At 68.3% G+C, this 18826-nt stretch carries 13 protein-coding genes; 6 read left to right on the top strand and 7 right to left on the bottom strand.

The features are described from left to right. The first annotated feature begins 114 nt into the window (after positions 1-114). Both tkt and gap read left to right on the top strand, forming a co-directional pair. Complete coding sequence (tkt, locus tag VHC04_RS13345) at positions 115-2151, top strand: transketolase (RefSeq protein ID WP_325681975.1); 2037 nt, start codon at positions 115-117, stop codon at positions 2149-2151. Positions 2152-2294: 143 nt separating this feature from the next. Further along, positions 2295-3308 (top strand): type I glyceraldehyde-3-phosphate dehydrogenase, encoded by a 1014-nt coding sequence (gene gap, locus VHC04_RS13340; protein ID WP_325681972.1) that lies wholly within the window; start codon positions 2295-2297, stop codon positions 3306-3308. 161 nt (positions 3309-3469) lie between these two features. Here the strand turns inward: gap and VHC04_RS13335 are convergent, their stop codons facing one another. Both VHC04_RS13335 and VHC04_RS13330 read right to left on the bottom strand, forming a co-directional pair. Next, positions 3470-4552 (bottom strand): pyridoxal phosphate-dependent aminotransferase, encoded by a 1083-nt coding sequence (locus tag VHC04_RS13335; protein WP_325681970.1) that lies wholly within the window; start codon positions 4550-4552, stop codon positions 3470-3472. A gap of 112 nt (positions 4553-4664) precedes the next feature. Continuing rightward, on the bottom strand, positions 4665-5261 hold the full coding sequence (locus tag VHC04_RS13330) for a VOC family protein (RefSeq protein ID WP_325681968.1): 597 nt from the start codon (positions 5259-5261) through the stop codon (positions 4665-4667). A gap of 80 nt (positions 5262-5341) precedes the next feature. Here VHC04_RS13330 and ypfJ point away from each other — a divergent pair, with 80 nt between their 5' ends. Both ypfJ and VHC04_RS13320 read left to right on the top strand, forming a co-directional pair. Continuing rightward, positions 5342-6229 carry a KPN_02809 family neutral zinc metallopeptidase gene (gene ypfJ / locus VHC04_RS13325; RefSeq protein ID WP_325681966.1) on the top strand — a complete coding sequence of 296 codons (888 nt, stop codon included), beginning with the start codon at positions 5342-5344 and terminating at the stop codon, positions 6227-6229. Positions 6230-6350: 121 nt separating this feature from the next. Beyond that, positions 6351-7541, top strand: a complete 1191-nt coding sequence (locus VHC04_RS13320; protein ID WP_325681964.1) for a phosphoglycerate kinase — start codon at positions 6351-6353, stop codon at positions 7539-7541. A 101-nt stretch (positions 7542-7642) separates the two neighbouring features. Here VHC04_RS13320 and VHC04_RS13315 read toward each other — a convergent pair whose 3' ends face one another. Next, positions 7643-8128, bottom strand: a complete 486-nt coding sequence (locus VHC04_RS13315) for a hypothetical protein (RefSeq protein ID WP_325681962.1) — start codon at positions 8126-8128, stop codon at positions 7643-7645. 71 nt (positions 8129-8199) lie between these two features. Here VHC04_RS13315 and VHC04_RS13310 point away from each other — a divergent pair, with 71 nt between their 5' ends. Continuing rightward, a complete protein-coding gene (locus VHC04_RS13310; protein ID WP_325681960.1) occupies positions 8200-9312 on the top strand; it encodes a 2-aminoethylphosphonate--pyruvate transaminase in 1113 nt (370 codons plus the stop codon). A gap of 3 nt (positions 9313-9315) precedes the next feature. After that, positions 9316-10986 carry a formate--tetrahydrofolate ligase gene (locus VHC04_RS13305; RefSeq protein ID WP_325681958.1) on the top strand — a complete coding sequence of 557 codons (1671 nt, stop codon included), beginning with the start codon at positions 9316-9318 and terminating at the stop codon, positions 10984-10986. A 156-nt stretch (positions 10987-11142) separates the two neighbouring features. Here VHC04_RS13305 and VHC04_RS13300 read toward each other — a convergent pair whose 3' ends face one another. The 4 genes from VHC04_RS13300 to VHC04_RS13285 form a co-directional block, all read right to left on the bottom strand. After that, positions 11143-11625 (bottom strand): MaoC/PaaZ C-terminal domain-containing protein, encoded by a 483-nt coding sequence (locus VHC04_RS13300; RefSeq protein ID WP_325681956.1) that lies wholly within the window; start codon positions 11623-11625, stop codon positions 11143-11145. 198 nt (positions 11626-11823) lie between these two features. Continuing rightward, positions 11824-12996: a mandelate racemase/muconate lactonizing enzyme family protein gene (locus tag VHC04_RS13295; protein ID WP_325681954.1), complete on the bottom strand. Its 1173-nt coding sequence runs from the start codon at positions 12994-12996 to the stop codon at positions 11824-11826. Positions 12997-13172: 176 nt separating this feature from the next. Next, positions 13173-13964, bottom strand: coding sequence for a hypothetical protein (locus VHC04_RS13290; protein ID WP_325681952.1), 792 nt, complete (start codon positions 13962-13964; stop codon positions 13173-13175). After that, positions 13961-18820 (bottom strand): eCIS core domain-containing protein, encoded by a 4860-nt coding sequence (locus VHC04_RS13285; RefSeq protein ID WP_325681949.1) that lies wholly within the window; start codon positions 18818-18820, stop codon positions 13961-13963. The genes VHC04_RS13290 and VHC04_RS13285 overlap by 4 nt, the downstream gene beginning before the upstream one ends. Positions 18821-18826 lie beyond the last annotated feature (6 nt).

Genomic DNA, 18826 nt, shown 5'->3' with positions numbered 1-18826 from the left:
ACTGTCGCCCAACGGAACGTCGCCCAACGGAACGTCGCCCAACGGAACGTCGCTCAGCCGGCCGCCGCCTGGCCGGGGTTGCCCGTTGCCTGCCCGACCGCCTATGGAGACAGGATGCCCGTCCTCGCCGAGGCCCTGGCCGACGAACCGATCCTGACGCGCCAGGCGGAGGTTCTGACGCGCCCGATCAATCCGGCCCGCCGCATGGCGAACGCCATCCGCGCCCTGGCGATCGACGCGATCGAGCGGGCGGGCTCCGGCCATCCCGGCCTGCCGCTGGGCATGGCCGATGCGGCGACCGTGCTGTGGACGCGCTACCACAAGTTCGATGCCGCCGATCCGCATTGGCCGGACCGCGACCGGTTCGTCCTGTCGGCCGGCCACGGGTCGATGCTGCTCTACGCGCTGCTGTACCTGACCGGGCACGAGGGGCTCTCGCTGCGCGATCTGCAGCGGTTCCGGCAGTGGCAATCCCCGACGGCCGGCCACCCCGAATTCGGGTCTCACCCGGCCATCGAGGCCACCACCGGTCCGCTCGGCCAGGGCCTGGCCTGCGCGGTCGGCATGGCGATCGCCGAGCGGACGATGGCGGCGCGGTTCGGGCGGTCGCTGGTGGATCACCGGACCTGGGTGATCGCATCCGACGGCGACCTGATGGAAGGCATCAACCACGAGGCCGCGGCCCTGGCCGGGCACCTCGCCTTGTCCAAGCTGACGGTGCTGTACGACGACAACCACGTCACCATGCAGGGCGATACGGCACTGGCCTCGTCCGAGGATGTGCTGAAGCGCTATGCTGCCTATGGCTGGGCGACCAAGCGGGTGGACGGGCACGATCCGGCGCAGATCGCCGCGGCGCTGTCATTCGCCGTGCGGTCCCGCAAGCCGACCCTGATCGCGTGCGAGACGGTGATCGGCTTGGGCGCGCCCACCAAGGCCGGCACCGCCGCCGCGCATGGCGCCCCGCTGGGCCTGGCGGAAGGCGCCGGCGCGCGGCGCAACCTGGGCTGGGACGAACCGCCGTTCCGCGTGCCGGAAGACTTGCTGATGCACTGGCAGGTGGTCGGCCGGCGTGGCGCCGCGCCCCGCCGCGCCTGGCTGAAGCGCCTGACCCGCCATGCGCAGCGCGCGGATTTTGAGCGCGCGATGGCAGGGCGGCTGCCGGATAACTGGCATGAGGCCCTGTCGGCCCTGAAGCAGGAGATCGCGGAGCGGAAGCCGAGGCGCGCGACCCGCGCCTCCAGCCTGCGCTGCCTGGAGGCGCTGGCGCCCGCGGTGCCGGAACTGCTGGGCGGGTCGGCGGATCTGGCGGATGCCACGCAGACGCTGCCGCGCGGCATGGGGATCATCGGCGCCGGCAACTATGGCGGCCGCTTCCTGCATTTCGGCGTGCGCGAGCACGCGATGGCGGCGGCGGCGAACGGCATGGCGCTGCATGGCGGGATCATCCCGTATGTCGGCACCTTCGCCGTGTTCAGCGACTATCTGCGGCCGGCGCTGCGTCTGGGTGCCTTGATGCATCAGCGGGTGATCCATGTGCTGACGCATGATTCGATCGGGCTGGGCGAGGACGGCCCGACCCACCAGCCGGTGGAGCACCTGGCCAGCCTGCGCGCCATGCCGAACCTGCACGTCTACCGGCCGGCCGACGCGATGGAGACCGTCGAGTGCTGGGAGCTGGCGCTGCGCCGTTCCGACGGCCCCTGCGTGCTGGTGCTGTCGCGCCAGGCGGTGCCGGCGTGCCGCGCCGATGCCGGCGAGAACCGGTGTGCCCGCGGCGGCTATGTGATGGCCGAGGCGGACGGGTCCAGGCAGGTCACGCTGATCGCCACCGGCTCCGAGGTCGGCATCGCGCTGGCGGCGCGGGAGCGGCTGGCGGCCGGCGGCATCGCCGCGGCGGTCGTATCGCTGCCAAGCTGGGAGTTGTTCGCCCGGCAGGATGAGTCGTATCGGGCGCAGGTGCTGGGCGGTGTGTTGCGGGTCGGCATCGAGGCCGCGTGCGGTTTCGGCTGGGAGCGCTGGCTGGGGGAGGGCGGGCTGTTCCTGGGCGTGCCGGGCTTCGGCGCCTCGGCGCCCGGGGCGGATCTGTACGGCCATTTCGGTCTGACCGCCGAGGCCGTGGCCGCTTCGGTGCTGCGGCGGCTGGGATAGGCGCCTGCCGCGGGACAGGTCGTTTCCGGACAGGTGCCGCGTGGCCGGGCGGCGCCGGAACGGGCCCGAAACCGCCCGTTTCACCTCCGGCGGCATGCTGCTACACTGGCCGCATCACCATAAGGCAAGGAAGGACGCGAAGTATGGCCGTCAAGGTCGCAATCAACGGATTTGGGCGTATCGGACGCCTCGTGCTGCGGGCGATTGTCGAGAGCGGGCGTGACGACGTCGTGCCGGTGGCGATCAACGACCTGGGCAGCGTCGAAGCCAATGCCCATCTGTTCGCCTATGACAGCGTCCACGGCCGCTTTCCCGGCCAGATCGAGGTCTCCGGCAACACCATCACCATCCGGCACAACGGCAAGGTCTATGGCCCGCTGACGGTGTCGGCCGAACGCGACCCGACCAAGGTGCCCTACCAGGGCGTCGATGTGGCGCTGGAATGCACCGGCATCTTCACCTCGAAGGACAAGGCGGCGGCGCTGCTGACATCCGGCGCGCGCAAGGTGGTGATCTCGGCACCGGCGGACGGGGTGGATGCGACGATCGTCTACGGCGTGAATCACAAGACGCTGACCAGGGACATGACGATCATTTCGAATGCGTCGTGCACGACCAACTGCCTGGCGCCGATGGCGAAGGTGCTGCACGAGAGGTTCGGCATCCTGCGCGGCTACATGGTGACGATCCACGCCTATACGGGCGACCAGAACACCGTCGATACGCTGCACAAGGATCTGCACCGCGCCCGCGCGGCGGCGGTATCGGCAATCCCGACCTCGACCGGCGCCGCCCGCGCCGTCGGCCTGGTGCTGCCGGAGCTGAAGGGCAAGCTGGACGGCACGGCGATCCGCATCCCGACCCCGAACGTCTCGCTGGTTTCGCTGGACGTGAACCTGTCGAAGACCGCGACGAAGGACGACATCAACGCGGCGATGCTGGATGCGTCCAAGGGCGAGCTGACCGGCATCCTGGACTACAACACCGCGCCGCTCGTCAGCGTCGATTTCAACCACTGCCCCGCCTCCTGCACCTTCGACGCCACGCAGACCACGGTGGTGGATGGCGCGCTGGCCCGGGTGATGGGCTGGTACGACAACGAATGGGGCTTCTCCAACCGCATGTCGGACACGGCGGCACTGTTCGGCGGCTTGTAGAACCGGCCTTGGGGTCCGCCCGCTTCCGGCAGGGTTATTGGTTGGCCGGAACGGGCGCGGCCCGTAACGAGCCCCGGTCGCCGCCGGGCGCGTCCGGTCCGGCGGACCGTGACGCACCATGCAAGCGAGCCTCGGCATGTCCGCGGCTCGCCTGGTCCCGGTCAGCCAGCGCCCTGCCGCGGATTGGTCCCGAGGATGTCCGCGACCGCCGCGATCAGGCGTTCCGTGTCGCCGTCGGCTCCGACGGTGATGCGCAGATAAGGCGCCGTGCGCGGCTTGTTGAAATGGCGCACCAGCACCGCACGCTCACGCAGCGCCGTGGCCAGGTCGGCGCCGGCCCATGCCGGATGCCGGGCGAATACGAAATTCGCGCATGACGGCAGGACGAAGAAGCCCAACCTGAGCAGCTCTCGTGTCATCGCCTGCCGGCCAGCGACGATCCGCGCGCAGGTCTCGTTGAAATAGGCCTCGTCGCCGACCGAGGCCACCGCGCCGGCCTGCGCGGGTCTGCCCAGCGGATAGGAATTGAAGCTGTCCTTGACGCGGCGGAGCGCCTCGATCAGCCCTTCGTCGCCGAGAGCGTAGCCGACGCGCAGGCCGGCCAGGCCGCGCGACTTCGACATGGTCTGCACGACCAGCAGGTTGGGGTGGTCGGCAATGAGCGGAACCGCGCTCTCACCGCCGAAATCGACACAGGCCTCGTCGATCAGTACCGGGATGTCGGGATGGTCTTCCAGCAGACGGGCGATCGCCGCGCGCGGCAACCCGATTCCGGTCGGCGCATTGGGATTCGCGATCACGATCGATCCCGCCGCGCGCCGATAATCCTCCACCCTGATGCACATGCCGCTGTCCACCGGCACGGTCTCCCAGGCGAGATCGAACGATTGCGCCCAGACCGGATAGAAGCTGTAGGTGATGTCCGGGAACAGGAGCGGCCGTGGTTGTTTCAATAGCGCGACGAAAGCATGCGCGAGCACCTCGTCCGATCCGTTGCCGACGAATACCTGCTCTGGCTTCACACGGTGATGGGCCGCGAGGACCGTCCGCAGTTCCGTCGCTTCGGGATCGGGATAGAGCCGCATCGTGTCCGAGGCGGCGGCTCGGATGGCAGCCAGCGCGAGTGGCGACGGGCCGTACGGGCTCTCATTGGTGTTCAGCTTCACCAGATTGGCGATGCGCGGCTGCTCGCCGGGCACGTAGGGCGAAAGGTCACGCGCGCGCTGGCTCCAGAAGGGGTTCATTGGACTGTGCCTCCGTGGATGAAGGGGTGCCGATCCTCATGCCGCAAGGCCGCTCCCGCCGCGCGGGCTGGACCAATGCGTCGGATTGACGACGGCGTGAAGCCGGCTCGCCCTACCGGCGGCTCCCCATCGCCTGCTGCGCCGGTCCCTTCGGCCGGCGCAGCAGCGCTTCTTCCGGCTCTCCGTGCTCGTAGCGGCGCAGCAGGTCCTCGGGATCGAACAGCACGCCGATCGGATTGTCCTTGAAATCCTCGGTCTCGAAGAAGGCGGCGGCCTCCGCCTTGGTGCGGAAGGCATCGACCTGCAGCTCGACCGCGTTGCCGTCCGGATCGCGGTAGTACAGCGATACGGTGGGGCCGTGGTTGATCGGCCGCACCGGCGTGATGCCGGCATCGCGCAGGCGGGCATAGGTCGACAGCAGGTCCCCCAGCGTGCGGTAGGCATAGGCGACATGGGCCAGCCCCCAGCTCTCGGCGTCCGGCGCGTGCAGGCCGGGAACATTGATCAGCGCCAGGCGATGATGCTCCTCATCATAGGTGATGAAGCAGATCGTTCCGTTGTCGTGCACGACCCGCGCGTTCAGCACTGTGCGGTACCAGTCCCGCATCGCCGGCAGGTTGGAGGTCCGCAGCACGAAATGGGCGAAGAGATCCGGTGCGATCGGCGCCCTGTCCACTGTCCGAGCTGTGATCGCTTCTGCTGTTGCCACGGCCGGGCCTCCCTATTTTGATCGCAGCATGAGCCATGGACCGCCGGTGTCAATCGGCACGCGGTCGGGGAGGGTGCCGGATGCGCGACGACGACCTGAGGCCATCGGACAATATCGAGGACCGCCGCGGCATGGGCGGGGGTTTCGGCGGTGGCGGGTTCCGCATGGGGCGCGGCGGGCTGGGCGTAGGCACGATCATCGGCCTGGGGTTGCTGGGCTGGGTGCTGGGGATCAACCCGCTGGTGCTGATCGAGGGCGCGCAGATGGTCGCCGGCGGCGGCCAGCCGCAGATGACGGCGCCGCAGGGCCGCACCGGTGCGCCGGTCGACCAGACCGGCAACTTCGTTGCCCGTGTGCTGGGCGAGACCGAAGATGTCTGGTCCGAGGTCCTGCCGGCGCAGACCAACCGGCCCTACGTGCCGCCAAAGCTGGTGCTGTTCTCAGGCGCCACGCAATCGGCCTGCGGCACCGCGCAGTCGGCGACCGGGCCGTTCTACTGCCCGATCGACCGCAAGGTGTATCTGGATACCGCGTTCTTCCAGGACATGAAGCGCCGTCTGGGTGGCGGGGGCGACTTCGCCTATGCCTATGTCATCGCGCATGAGGTCGGCCATCACGTGCAGAACCTGCTGGGCATCCTGCCGAAGGTACAGGCGGCGCAGCGTGCGGCATCCAACCGGACCGAGGCGAACGAATACTCGGTGCGGACCGAGCTGATGGCCGACTGCCTGGCGGGCGTCTGGGCGTACTGGATGAACCGGCGGCATGCCAATATCGACGAAAGCGACGTGCGGCAGGCGGTTGCGACGGCCTCGGCGATCGGCGATGACCGGTTGCAGCGCGCGGCGCAGGGTTATGTGGTGCCGGACAGCTTCACCCACGGGTCCGCCGAGCAGCGGGTGCGCTGGCTGACCACGGGGCTGAAGGGCGGCAGCGTCTCGGCCTGCGATACGTTCCGTACCCAGTGATCATGACCACGGGGTGATCATGATCACGGGGTGATCCTGAACGCGGGGCCGCGAAGGCCGGATAGAATGTGCGGCCGGTTCCGCGTAAAAGACGCCATCGATCACAAGGATCCAGACCACCATGCCATTCCGCACCCTCGACACCGTCGATGTCGCCGGCAAGCGCGTGCTGCTGCGCGCCGACCTGAACGTGCCGGTGCGGGACGGCAAGATCACCGACCTGACCCGGATCGAGCGGCTGTCGCCGACCATCCGCGAGCTGGTCGGCAAGCAGGCCAAGGTCATCGTATGCAGCCATTTCGACCGGCCGAAGGGCAAGCGCGTGCCGGAGATGTCGCTGGCGCCGGTGGCGGCCGCGCTGGGCGAGGTGCTGGGCCAGCATGTCCGCTTCGTTGAGGATTGCACCGGCGTCGCGGCGGAGCAGGCGGTGGACCTGCTGAAGCCCGGCGGCGTGCTGGTGCTGGAGAATACCCGTTTCCATGCGGGCGAGGAGAAGAACGATCCCGGCTTCGCCAAGGGGCTGGCGAAGCTGGCGGACATCTTCGTCAATGACGCGTTCAGCGCCGCCCACCGCGCCCATGCCAGCACCGAGGGCGTGGCGCATCTGATCCCCGCCTATGCCGGCCGGCTGATGCAGGCGGAGCTGGAGGCGCTGGATGCCGCGCTGGGCAATCCCCGGCGGCCGGTGGCGGCGATCGTCGGTGGCGCCAAGGTCTCCACCAAGCTGGAGCTGCTGGGCAACCTGGTCGGCAAGGTCGACGTGCTGGTGATCGGCGGCGCCATGGCCAACACCTTCCTGGCGGCGCAGGGCAGGAGCGTCGGCAAATCGCTGCAGGAAGCCGAAATGCATGACACCGCTCGGCAGATCCTGGCCCAGGCGGAGAAGGCGAAATGCCGCGTGGTGCTGCCGGTGGACGCGGTGGTGGCGACCGAGTTCAAGCCGAACCCGCCGACCCGGACCGTCTCGGTGGACGCCGTGCCGGCGGATGCGATGATCCTGGACGTCGGCCCGGCAAGCGTGAAGGTGCTGACCGACCTTCTGCCCACGCTGAAGACGCTGGTATGGAATGGCCCGCTGGGCGCGTTCGAGACGCCGCCCTTCGACGCGGCGACCGTGACGCTGGCCAAGGCCGTCGCCCGGGCGACCGAGGCCGGCGCGCTGCGCAGCGTGGCCGGGGGCGGTGACACGGTATCGGCGCTGCGGCATGCCGGGGTGATCGACAAGATGAGCTACGTCTCCACCGCCGGCGGCGCGTTCCTGGAATGGCTGGAGGGCAAGACGCTGCCCGGCGTGGCGGCTCTGGAAGAGTAGGCCAGGAAAGGGTCAGACCGGCCGGCGCTTGGCTTCTGTCGATACGGGCGTCCTGTCATCGACGGGCGTCCTGTCATCGGCCGTTGCCGCCGGTCGCGCTTCTACCGCCGCCGGTCGAAACGCGGCTCCTGCCGCTCAGGCCGCACGACGGCGGGCGAATCCAACCGCCGGACCGGGCGCATATGCGGGGGCGGGGCCTCCCGCTCCACCGGTCCGTCCTCGTCATCTTCTTCATAATGGTCGCGAGCGGTGGGGCGATCATACGCGGCGGGCGGGATCGGCGGCCGCTCCGGCACCGCGGGGCGTTCGGGCGCCGGGGGTGTGCGCCGGGACGCCGGGGCGGCGATCGGCGCGTAGACATCCTCAAAATCCACTTCGCGCGGGCTGGCGGGCAGACGCAACGCCAGCAGCCGGATTTCATTCTGGATCTCGTCCAACCGAGCCTCCAGGATTTCCAGGCGGGATTTCAGGCCCAGGACACTGAACGGCATGAACAGAAATGCCAGCGCGTATAGCAGCGCCGGCACCAGCAGCACCAGCGGGACCCATCCGGGCACCCAGTCCGGCAATGCGAGAGGGATGTTCATGCAGCCGCTTCTAGCACCGTTGTGGGCGGGGTGGATGGATTTCTCGGATCGCTCATGCGACTTTTCCGGCCATGTTGCTGTTGATCCCCGGTCCCGTCACCACCCGTCCGGAAGTGCGTCGCGCGCTGTGCCAGGACATCGCCCCCTGGGACAATGATTTCCGCCAGGTGCTGGCCCGGCTGCGCGAGCGCGTCGTCGGCGTCGCCGGCGGCCTGCCCGACCAGCACGCGGCGCTGCCGTTGCAGGGCTGCGGCCATTTCGTGACCGAGGCCGCGCTGCGCACCTTCCTGCCGCCTGGCGGCCGCATCCTGATCCCGGCGACCGGTGCCTACGCCGATCGCATGATCCGCCTGGCGCGGGAAGCCGGCCGTGTGCCGGTGGTGATGCCATTGGCGCACGGTGAGACGACCGATCCCCAGGCCGTCGCGCGCGCCTTGGCTGAAGACCCCGCCCTCTCCCATGTTGGCGTGGTCTATTCCGAGACCGGCAGCGGCGTGATCCATGATGCCGTGGCGATCGGCGCGGCGGTGCGCGCGGCCGGGCGGCGGATGATCGTCGATGCCGTCTCGGCGTTTGGCGCCTTGCCGCTGGACCTGTCGGCGATGCCCGAGGTCGACGCCGTGGTGTTCACCACCAACAAATGCCTGGAGGCGCTGCCGGGCGCCGGGTTCGCGGTCGCCCGGATCGACCGGCTGGAGGCCTGCGCGGGCCAGGCCGGAAGCTGGTCGCTGGACCTGTCCGACATCTATGCCCACGCCTTGAGGGCCGGCTGGGGCAGCTTCCGTTTCACCCCGCCGGCGCAGGTGCTGGCGGCGCTGGACGTGGCGCTGGATTATCATGACGCCGAAACGCAGCCCGTGCGCCTGGCGCGCTATGCCGCCAATATGCGCACCCTGTACGACGGCGTGCGCGGCCTGGGCCTGACGCCCTACCTGCCGCCGGACCGGCAGGGGCCGATCATCGTCAATATCCTGGCGCCGGAAGATCCGGCGTGGAACCTGCAATCGTTCGTCGACGCGTTGAAGGCGCGCAACGTCCTGATCAGCAATTTTTATAACACACCCGTTCCGACCTTCCGGGTCGGCTGCATCGGCGCCATCACGCCGGCCGACATGGCCGGCGCGGTGGCGGCGATGGGCGACGCGCTGGGCGAGATCGGGGTCAAGCAGCGGAGGGTCGCCTGAACCATGAATCCCGATCTTGCGATAGCCAGGGCAGCGCGGCTGCGTCCGATCCAGGAGATCGCCGACAAGCTGGGCATCCCCGCCGAGGCGGTGGAACCCTATGGCCGCACCAAGGCCAAGATCGCCCTGGATTTCATTGCCGATCAGGAATCCCGGCCGGACGGCGCGCTGGTACTGGTCACCGGCATCAACCCCACACCGGCGGGCGAGGGCAAGACCACCACGACCGTCGGCCTGGGCGACGCGCTGAACCGCATCGGCAGGCGCGCGGCGATCTGCCTGCGGGAGCCGAGCCTGGGGCCTAGTTTCGGGATGAAGGGCGGCGCGGCCGGCGGCGGCTATGCGCAGGTCGTGCCGATGGACCAGATCAACCTGCACTTCACCGGCGATTTCCACGCCATCACCGCGGCCAACAACCTGCTGGCCGCGATGATCGACAACAGTATCTACTGGGGCAACAAGCTGGGCATCGACGCCCGCCGTGTCTCCTGGCGACGCTGCCTGGACATGAATGACCGGGCGCTGCGCGGCATCATCGGCAGCCTGGGCGGCGTCGCCAACGGCTTCCCGCGGGAGGACGGGTTCGACATCACCGTCGCCTCGGAAGTGATGGCGGTGTTCTGCCTGGCACGAGACCTGGCCGACCTGCAGGCTCGGCTGGGACGCATGATCGTCGCGCAGACCCGCGACGGGAAAAACATAACCGCCGCCGACCTGAAGGCGGATGGCGCGATGGCGGTGCTGCTGAAGGATGCGGTCGCGCCCAACCTGGTGCAGACGCTGGAAGGCTCGCCGGCGCTGGTGCATGGCGGCCCGTTCGCCAATATCGCGCATGGCTGCAACTCGGTGATGGCGACGCGCCTGGCGCTGAAGCTCGCTGAGGTCGTGGTCACCGAGGCCGGGTTCGGCGCCGATCTGGGCGGTGAGAAATTCCTCGACATCAAGTGCCGGGTGGCGGGGCTGAAACCCTCCTGCGCCGTCGTCGTTGCCACGGTGCGGGCGCTGAAGATGCATGGCGGCGTGGCGCGGGACCAACTGGGCACCGAGGATGTGGCGGCGGTGACGCGCGGCACCGCCAATCTGAAGCGGCATGTCGAGAACCTGCGGAAATTCGGCCTGCCCGTGGTGGTGGCGGTGAACCATTTCCAATCCGACACGGAGGCGGAGTTCGCGGCGATCCGCGAGGCGATGGCGGAGGAGGGGACCGAGGCGATCTCCTGCACCCATTGGGCGCATGGCGGCAAAGGCGCCGAGGCGCTGGCGCATGCCGTGATGCAGCGGATCGAAAGCCGGGAGGCGCGGTTCGCGCCGATTTACCCCCTGGACCTCAAGCTCGCCGACAAGATCCGCGCCATCGCTCGGCAGATCTATCGCGCGAGCGACATCGCGCTGCCCGACGCCGTGGCCCGCCGGCTGGAGGGATTCGAGCAGGCCGGCCATGGCAACGTGCCGATCTGCATCGCGAAGACGCAATACAGTTTCTCGGCCGATCCGACCCGGTATGGCGCGCCGGTGGATCACACCCTGCCGGTGCGGGAAGTGCGGTTGTCGGCCGGAGCGGGCTTTGTGGTGGCGATCTGCGGCGACATCATGACCATGCCGGGCCTGCCGCGCGTGCCGGCCGCCGAATCCATCCATCTGCGGCCGGACGGCGAGATCGAGGGGCTGTTCTGATCCGGTGGTGGAACGGTGACGGGCCGCGACCGGTATCGCTGCCGGATCGGATCGCGCGCCGCTGTCCTGACCGGGCCGCGGCCTGCTGCCTCGCCGCGGGCCGGTGGACGCCGCCGCGATGTGCCGCTGCGCGAGGGTGTGAGGTAAGAGGCGGTATCAGGCGAAGGCGCGCGCCTTGACCATGCGGAGCGGGTTGTAGGTCAGCACCACGCTGCCGTCCTGCTTTTTCACCTGGTTGAAGCTGCGCACCAGGCCGCGGTTGGGCCGGCTTTCGCTGCGGCGGCTTTCCACCACCTCGCACTCGACATGGATCGTGTCGCCGGCGAAAGTGGGACCCTTGACGTCCAGCTGCATGTTCAGGAAGGCAAAGCCGGTGTGCTGCATGGTGGCGTGAACCAGCAGGCCTTCCGCGAAGGAATAGACCATCGCACCCGGAACGACGCGCTGCTTGATGTCGCTTTCCTGCTGAAGGAACTCGACGTTGGAGAACAGCACCTCGGTCATGCCGGTGACGCCGATGAAGTTCACCAGGTCGGCTTCCGTCAGCGTGCGCCCGATGGTGCGGAACTTGCGGCCGACCGGCAGATCCTCGAAATACAGGCCCAGGCCCAGGACCTCATATCCATCGATTGTCGTCATGCTGGCCTCCTCCCGCGCATCGCCTGCCATCAGGACTGTCTAGACTAGGGCGGGCGGCTGGTCACGCCATCAGGCTCGGCGGGTACGGCCCCGATGGCGTGTCATGTGGCATTGACGCTGGCCAATCCGCCGTTGCCTGCCGTCATGGCGAAGGCGCGCGGTGAGCCGAACGCCGCGCCCGCTTCAGGCGATCGCGGCCTAGAAAACGTATTCCGGCCCCTCGACATAGCGGAACTTGTCGAGGGCGTCCGCGCGCAGGGTGAAGCCCAGCCCTGGGCGGTCCGGCGCGTGCACCGTGCCGTCAGGCCGGATGTCGAACGGTTCCTCGAACAACTCCCACATCATCGGCATATGGCCTTGCGACACTTCCAGGATGTGACAGTTCGGCGCCGCCATCGCGACGTGGATGCTGGCGGCGAACAATACGCCGCTGCCCCAGGCGTGTGGCGCCAGACGGACCCCGTGGGCGCTGGTCAGCGCCGCGATCCGCCTGATCTCCGTCATGCCGCCCGCCCGCGCCACGTCCGGCTGGGCGATATCCAGCGCCCGCCGGTCCAGCAGGTCGACGAAGTCGAAGCGGGTGAATTCCCGTTCGCCCGACGCGATCGGGATGGTGGTGGCCCGGCGCACCTCCGCCTGGCCGGCATGGTCGTCGGGCGTCACCGGTTCCTCGAACCAGGCAATGTCATGCTCCTCCAGTGCCTTCGCCAGCCGGATCGCCGTGGCCACTTCCAGGGAGCCATGCGCATCGATCATCAGTTCCACATCCGGTCCGATCCCGCGGCGGGCCGCCCTGACGCGCCGGACGCAGTTGGGGATGGAGAAGCCGTCGCGGCCGACGACGCGCATCTTCGCGGCAGTGAACCCTTTGGCCGCATAGCCGCCCAGTTCCGCCTCCGCCTCATCCCCCGGTGCCCAGCCGCCGCTGGCGTAGCCGCGCACCGAGCTGCGGACGGCACCCAGGGCCTGGTACAGCGGGACGCCCAGCGCCTGGGCCTTCACGTCCCAGATGGCGATATCGACGCCGGCGATCGCCTCCATGATCACGCCGCGCCGGCGACTCTCATCCGCCTGCGTCACCCCGCGTTCCAGGGCTGGACGTGTGCGGGAGCCATTGTACATCTTCTCAAAAATGCGTTCGGAGAACAGCGGATCCTCGCCTTCGCATTCGGGTGCCAGCTCGTGCGCCACGATGGCGGCGACGATCGGCGGTGAACCGAGGGCGGCACCGATGCCGATCAGGCCGCTGTCCGTTTCCACGCGGATCAGCGTGGCGTCGCTCTTCACCTTCGTTCCCAGATCGGTCCGATGGCGCTTGTCCGGCGGTACTGGCGCGGACATCGGGATGGCGGTGACACGGGTGATCTTCATGGACGTGGTTCCCCGGCTGGATGGTTGGCGGGGACGATAGGGGGAAGCGTGGGGAGGCGGAAGGGTGCGCCGCGGAGAGCGCGGTCGTCTGAAGCCGGCGGTTGGAAGGCGCGAATCGCGCTGTTGAGTCCAAGAGCTGATAGAGCATGACAGGGTCAGTCCGACCTTGTCACGCTTTAGGCCGGCGGGTCGCTTGCCAGCGCCGCCGCCAACACGCCCGCGCGCAGCCGCATTGTCGGGCTTTGCGGCGGGTTCGCCAGCAAGGATCGGATGGCGCGGACTTCCGTCGGCCATAATGCCGCGCGCTCCGCCAGCGCGGCCAGCGCCTCCACCCGCGCGTCCCCGGTCGCGGTAGTCACGAGATCATGGAGCATGTCGATCGCCTCGGGGCTGTGACCGGCATCAACCGCCAATACGGCTTCGGCGCGGATCGGGTCCGCCAATCGGGGATGGCGCGCGAAGCGGCATGCCAGTTGCAGCAGCGGATGCGCGTCGGGCGCCGACATCTTCCGTAACACTTCCGTGGCGGCCAGCAACCAGGATCGGATGAGTTCGTTCGGCGCCTCCGGCACCGGTGCCTGGGCGACCAGCACCCGCGCGTCCTCCTCATCCGGAACGACAGCCAAACAACGCAATGCCACGACGTGCGAGGCAGCCGGAACGGATCCGCCGAATCTATCTGTTCCCTCCATCGCGGGCGCGTTCAGAACGCGCATGATGGCTTGCCTGACCATGTCGCGGTCTTCGGCGCCCCGCTTGCCCATGCGGGCGGAGATCGTGTCCGCGAGAAGAAGGTCCAGCGCCATGGCGATCGACGCGCAACCGCCCTCCGCCAGCAGGGATGTCCAGGCATTGGACCGATCGTCGGCATCGGTGGAGACGGCGTACCCGATCAGGGCCCGCTCCCGTGCCGTCAGCGTGCTCCAGAGATTGGTCAGATAGAGCCCTCGCTGTTCGTTCGATGTCACGGTATGGGCGCCTCATCATCCGCCGGGGCGAGTGTGGGAGGTTCAAGGAAATCGATTGCCTCTGGCGGAATATCTCCTTTGATCAGCACTTCCATGGTTCGGATCGTATCGAGAATGGCTTGTTGCTGGGCGGGTCCGGCGCCTTCCACGAAAATGCCCCAATGCTCCTGCCCGACGCGGTTGCTCAGATCGAAGATACGGGACGAGGGAATGCGGAACAAATTGATTTTCACGCGCCCCGACTTGGGATTGAAGAAGCGTTTGAACGCGCCGGTGGCATCGCGCGTGCCGCTCCGCATATGCTGCGTTTGCTTCACCCGGCTGGTCGAGATGTAGTCGGAGCCCAGGCCCTCGGTGTGCTGCAGCATGGTGGCGCGCGATCCGGGCGCGGCCGGCTCGATGCCCTTCTTCTTGGCAAGGCGGCGGGCATCATCCATGGAAAGATCGCGGATGACCTTCGGTCCCAGAAAGGCGCCGCGTGCATCCTTCACCACCCGCAAGCCGGTCCTGATATGGCGCGCGGTAAGCGCGACGCCCAATGGGTCGGGGTTCGGAATATCGACAAAGCCTTCGTTCGGCGGGATCACGCGCCCGACCAGAACCACGCGGGGCGGATCACCGCCCATATGGACCCTGACGACGCCGCGGCCATCGGATTCCGCGACCACTTCCAACCAGGATCCAGCCGGCAACCCGGTGATCTTTGCAAACGAGGCAGCCAGGATCGTCCGCACCCGATCGATCGTGTCGCTCTGGCGCAGCATGCGGAGTTGCGTCCGTGACAGTTCCAGCAGCTTGTCCGAGATCCACCGATCGGAACCCGCCTCCTTCCTGGCGGGCAGGTCGAACATCATCTCCGGATTGACGGCGGCGTGGATCGTGATGCTGCCGCCGGTCTCCTTCACCACCGAAAGATCGGTCAGGCGGTACCGTTTCCTGATCAGGAACAAGGCCGGTGTCAGAAGTGCCTTCGACCGCTGCTCTGGATTGATCTTCCTGACGGCCGCGACCGCTGCCTGAAGGTCTGCGAGCTTTTGGCCATCGGTGCGGTCGTCCGGCCGCGTCAGCTTGCCCGCGATCCACTTGCCCGCCTTCCTCGCCTTGTCGGCGATCCAAGTCACCACCTTGTCCAGCATCTTGTCGACCTTGGCGCGCAGCTTGCCGATCGCCACCCGGATCTTCTCGGTGATGCCGTCCAGGTGCAGGAAGCGCGCCAGGAAGGTGATCACCAGCGTCAGCCCGCGCGCCAGGCCCTTCTCCAGCGCATCCGCCGCGGCGGCGATATTGCCGGCGACGATTTCCGAAATGCTGCTCAGGAAGTTGCCGACCATCTGGATGATCTGCTTCGCCTTCTGGATGAAGAAGACGATCGTGTCGTAGATGCCGATGATCGCCCGGATGATCCCGGCGGCGGGGGCGAACAGGCTGATGATCGTTTCGATCGCCTTCTGAACGATCTTGCTCTGGATGAAGTCCTGCACGCCCTGGATGAAAGCCTGCTTGATCTCATCGCCCATCTCCTGGATTTTCTCCCAGGCGGCCATCGGTCCGTCGCGCACCAGCGTGACCACCAGATCGAAGCCCGATTCCAGCGACTTCACGACCGGCTCACCCAGCACGCTGACCAGCTTGCCGCGGATGTTGGTCCAGGTCAGCCCCAAAATCTGCAGCGCCACGCTGGCGATGCCCGGCAGATCCCAGCTCTTGGGCAGGGTGATGCCTTCCAGCGACCCGGTCAGCCACTCGAACACCGAATCCTTCAGATGGGTCAGGAAGTTGCCGCCGAAATTCATGAAGCCCAGCTTGGCGGCGCCGATCAGGTTCTTCACGAACTGGATCGGCTTCGTGAAGATCGCCTTCAGGACGGCGACCCCCTTGTCGATGATGCTCTCGATGTCGGACAGCGAGTAGCCGAACTGGCCCAGCGCCCAGGTAAAGAACTTCTTTGCCGCCCACAGCAGAAGATTGCCGAGCTTGGCCAGGGCGCCCGACATTTCCTCTTTCATCTTCTGAATCTTGTCGTCGATTGCCTTGATCGCGGCCTGCTGCTTGTCGGCGAGCTTCTGCTGCAGCTCCTCCTCTTTCTTGCGGATGAAACCGTCCAGCTCGTCCAGCCTGCCGCTGACCTCTCCGGCGGTCTTGTTGGCGATGTCCTTCAGCTCCGGGCCCAGCTTGTCGACAAATGTCTTGATGTCGGTTCTGGCCTTGGCCAGTTCCTCCTTGCATTCGTCGACCACGCGCCTGTTGTCGGCGCTGATGTCATCGACCAGCTTGTTGATCGTGGTGACGAAACGGCCGCGGTTGGTTTCAAAGATTTCCTTGACCCTGGGCAGGTCGTCCATGCCCAGCACCCAGTCCTTCGCCCTGCGCGCCCAGCCGAACACGCCGGAGTAACGGTCGTCCTTGTAGGCTTCCAGCTCGCGGTGGACGCCATCTTCGAAGGTTTTTGACGCCTGGGCGTTCCCGTCGTCGAACCGCTGCATGGACTGCGTTTCAAGGTCGGCCAGCTTCTTCGTCACGCTGTCCTGCGCGGTCTGATAGATCGCGTTGATCTTTGCCGCGACCTCCTCGCGCTTCTTCTCCAGGGCGGCCTTGGCGTCGGTCTGCTGCCGGCCCGTGCGGTGCAGGCCCTGCCTGCGATGGTTCGCCAAAGCGGCGCGCTCGGCTTTTTCCTGCTGCCGCAGGTCCTGGTCGGCCTTGCTGGCGGCATCCCGGGCGAAATCCTGCACGGCGGCGGGCTGGGTGGCGGCGGCCTTCTCCAGGCCCTTCTTGGTCTTGTTCGCCTCCGCCAGGTCGCCACTGTCGACCATGTCGAGCTGTTCCTGGGTGACGCCCTCCTCCTTCAGGCGCGCATCCGCTTGGTCGGTGTATTCGCTGACATCCGTGTGCTCGGGCAGCGGCGCCGGGACGGCACCCTGGCCCAGGTTCAGCGCGCCGGTCGGCGGCGCGGCTTCAGCCGGCGGCAGCGGCACGGGCAGGTGTTCCGGCGGCTGCGGCGGCGGCGTGTGCCGGACGTCGCCGAAGGTGGCGACAACGGCGTTCTTGTCCGTCTGCACCACTTTCAGCACGTCGGCGCCGGTGTGCTGCGCTTTCTTGTCGCGCTTGAAATTATCGACATCCTCGATGGTCGCCGGAATGTTGGCAGCCAGCGAATCGGTCAGTTCCCGCTTCGCCTTGCCGGGGTCGGGCTGGGGCGGCGGACGCACCGCGACGGCGGAGACCTGGCCAAAATTGCTTTTGGACTGGCCGTCGCTTTCCGGAATGATGACGGCGTGCTCCGCCTGCTTCACCTTCGTGCCGGCATCGGCATGGGTCTGCTGGTGCAGGCTCAGCGCGGCGAGCCTGGTGACACCATGGGCGAGGACCGGCGCGGCCTTGCGGGTCAGATAACGGGCGACGACGGAGCCGCCGGGATGCAGCTTCACCGTGACGCCCGCCGAATGGGGGCCGGCATGGTGACGGCCGGGTCCCCGCGTGTCCGTTTTGTGGACCGGCTTGACCGGCTTCTTCTTCCCCTTCTCGGCCGGCTTGTGCCCATCGGGTACCGGCTTGGGCGGCGGGCCGAGGCCCAGGCGCCGCTTCGCCGCCATGCCATCCATTTCCAGCTGGTGCGCCTCGGCGGCGGTCATGTCGTCGGGCAGCTCGATCGTGCGGCCGTCCAGCATGCGGTAGGTGCGGCCGCCGTCGCTGCCTTCCTCCGGCGCCGGCTGCACTTTCCGCCGGGTCTCCGGCGCGGTGGCGGCGCGCCGGTTCTGCACGACATGGGCGGTCTCGTGCGCCATCAGGTGCAGGTCGTGCTCGCTTTCGCCGTGTCCCAGCGTGATGCGCTCGCCCTCCGTATAGGCGCGGGCACCGATCGAAGCGGCGGCGGCATGGGCGGCCTCGCCGGTGTGGACGCGGACGCCATCGAGGGTCTGGCCGAAGCCGTGTTCCAGCCTGGTCTTCACGCTGGATGGCAGCGGTCGGCCGGTGGCGGCGCGGGCGGTCTCGATCCGGTCGGCGGCATGCCTGTCGGCATCCGGGCCGGATGCCGATCGCACCGGTCCCACATGGGCGGTTCGGCGGATACGGCCGGCCGCGCCGGGGTCGGTCACCGGCGCGGCGACCATTGCCCGCAATGCCGCCGTACCGCCGGGATCGGTCACCCGGGGCGCCGGCTTGGCGTGAACCGCCTGGGGATGCTCGGCGGCAGGGGAGCTGCGGATGCGGCCGGATGCGCCGGGATCGATGACGCGGCCGTGCATGGCGCGCGTCTGATCCGCCGCTGCGCCGTGTCGTGCCGTGTCGGCCGCCACGCTGGGTCTTGCCGTGTCGGCCGCCATGCTGCGTCGTGCCGTGTCGGCCGCCATACTGCGTCGTGCCGTGTCGGCCGCCATGCTGGGCCGTGCCACGCCGTGTGCCTCATCGTGATGCGCTGTCTCGGCTGCCGGGGCGGCGCGCTGGGCCGAGCCGGTCGCCGCAACGCGGCGCGTCGGGGTTGCCTGCTCCGGCATTGTTGGGCCGGACGACGCACGGACCGCGGTCCCGGCATGGGTGGCCGCGCGGACCCCCTGGTTGGCCGGATCGGCGGGAGCCGACGGTCGCGCCGCCGGCGTGGAGGCCGCCCCCGAGGCACCGGTGGCCCGCAGGTTTGCCGAACCGCCCGGATCGACGACCCTGTGGCAGCCGCCGGCGCTGATCGTACTCGCGGCCTGCTCTGCCTCATGCTCCTCGGGATCATGGGTGCCGCCCAGGCGGACGCCGGCGCGCAGATAGCGGGGAGACCCGCCCAGGACCGGTGGCGGCGTCTTGTCCCGCCGCCGAACCTTGCCGGCCGCGCGCGTGGTCGGCCGCACCGCCTGGGCGGCGGCGCTCATGGATGC

Origin of the sequence: Rhodopila sp., assembly GCF_035548095.1 — a bacterium.
Classification (GTDB): domain Bacteria; phylum Pseudomonadota; class Alphaproteobacteria; order Acetobacterales; family Acetobacteraceae; genus Rhodopila.
Note: the sequence above shows the minus strand (reverse complement) of the source record. Positions and strands in the feature narration are given on the sequence as shown.